Source organism: Micromonospora sp. SD19 (genome assembly GCF_054462275.1).
In genome coordinates this window covers 1-1739 of record NZ_JBTLMN010000024.1, presented here as the reverse complement: position 1 = coordinate 1739, position 1739 = coordinate 1, and the positions used below count along the sequence as shown (strand labels likewise).

The following is a 1739-nucleotide window of genomic DNA, read 5'->3' as shown; positions in this document are numbered from 1 at the left end:
GCCGGCAGCTTGTAACTGCCGAAGTACGCCCCGAACCCGCCACTGGCGTTGGCCAGCGAGGTGAACAACTCGATCGAGTCGTCGTTGTAGTGGTACAGCATGGCGGCGTCGTCGCGACCGTCACCGTTGAAGTCCCCGGACAGTTGCACCACGTCCGGGTCCGCGACCGGAGTCGGTGCCGGGCTGCCGCCGGCGAGCGCCTGGAGCTGGCTGAGGCTTCCGTTGAACACGTCCTGGTCGCCCGGCAGGGAGCCGCTGTCCGAGTACTGCCACAGGGTGAACTGGTTCCAGCCCGCGGGCAACGGCTTGTACGTGGAGCTGTAGTTGGCGATGAAGAGCGGGTTGGCGCCGAACGTCGCGTTGTTGCCGGTGCACGGATTCCACCAGTTGGTGTTCGTGTAGATCATCGTTCGCTGGCCGGTGCGCGCGTAGACCCGGTCGACGAACTGCTTGACCCACGTCGACATCTGGCTCGTGCTCAGCCCGTAACACGGGGAGGGCGCACCCGACCCCTCCCAGGGCCATTCGATGTCCAACATCGGGATGAGCGTCTTGCCGTCCTGGGTGTACTGGGCGTGGTCGAGGAAGTAGTTCGCCTGGCTGGTGCCGTCGGACTTGTCGGGGCGGGCGTAGTGGTAGGCGCCGGCCAGGATGCCGTTCTGCTTCGCGCCTCGGAAGTTGGCGGTGAAGGAGCTGTCGATGAAGGAGAGCCCCTCGGTGGCCTTGGCGTAGGAGAACTTCGCGCCCGCGGCGGCCACCGTCGACCAGTTGATGGTGCCCTGATGGTGTGAGACGTCGATGCCCGTCACCGGATAGCCCGGGGGCACCGCCGCGGTAGCTGTCATTCGGGAGAGGTCGGAGATGGCCGGGTGTCCGTTCGGGGCGTCGGCGCCCGGGTCCTTGGCGACGGCCGGTGTGGCGACCGCGAGCAGGGCGACCGCTGCCAACGCGGCGATGGCGCCCGACCTCGTTGTACTGATCATTGCTGGTTACTCCTCGGCGTACGGGCGCGGGTGGGCGCCGGCTGATGCTGGTCTGGTCCGACGTGGCGACGCGTGCGGGAGGGCTCGACGGTCGAGCCCTCCCGCGGCGAGGGGAGAATCAGAGAAGGCGGATGGCGTCCCAGTACCAGGAGGCGCTGGCCGGCACGGTCAGGCTGCCGGTGAAGGCACCGAACCCACCGCTGGTGTTCGCCAACGCGGTGTGCATCGTGATCGATCCGTCGGCCTGGTAGTACATGGCGGCCACGTCCGACCGACCGTCGCCGTTGTGGTCTCCGGTGATCGTCTTGAACGAACCCCACTTCCAGGAGTTCGCGGGGAGCTTGTAGCTGCCGGTGAACGTGCCGAACCCGCCACTGGCGTTGCCGAGCGAGGTGAACAACTCGATCGACTCGTCCTTGTAGCGGTAGAGCATTCCGGCGTCGTCGCGGCCGTCACCGTTGAAGTCACCGGTGGTCAACCGCACGGAGTCCCACTTCCAGTAGGCGCTGGCCGGCACGGTCAGGCTGCCGGTGAACGCCCCGAACCCACCGCTGGTGTTCGCCAGCGCGGTGTGCATGGTGATCGACCCGTCGGCCTGGTAGTACATCGCCGCCAGATCCGCACGACCGTCACCGTTGTAGTCACCAGCGATGGTCCGGAACGAGTCCCAGGTCCAGGCGTTCGCCGGGATCTTGTAGCTGCCGGTGAACGTGCCGAACCCACCACTGGTGGTGCCCAGCGAGGTGAACAACTCGA

The 1739-nt window shown here is 66.8% G+C and carries 2 protein-coding genes; both read right to left on the bottom strand.

What is annotated here, in order from left to right:
- On the bottom strand, window positions 1–983 hold a 983-nt coding region (locus ACX27O_RS33035; protein WP_458940602.1), incomplete at its 3' end, for a GH25 family lysozyme.
- Between the two features lie 118 nt (window positions 984–1101).
- Window positions 1102–1739: FG-GAP repeat domain-containing protein (locus ACX27O_RS33030; RefSeq protein WP_458940601.1), on the bottom strand; the 638-nt coding region annotated here is incomplete at its 5' end.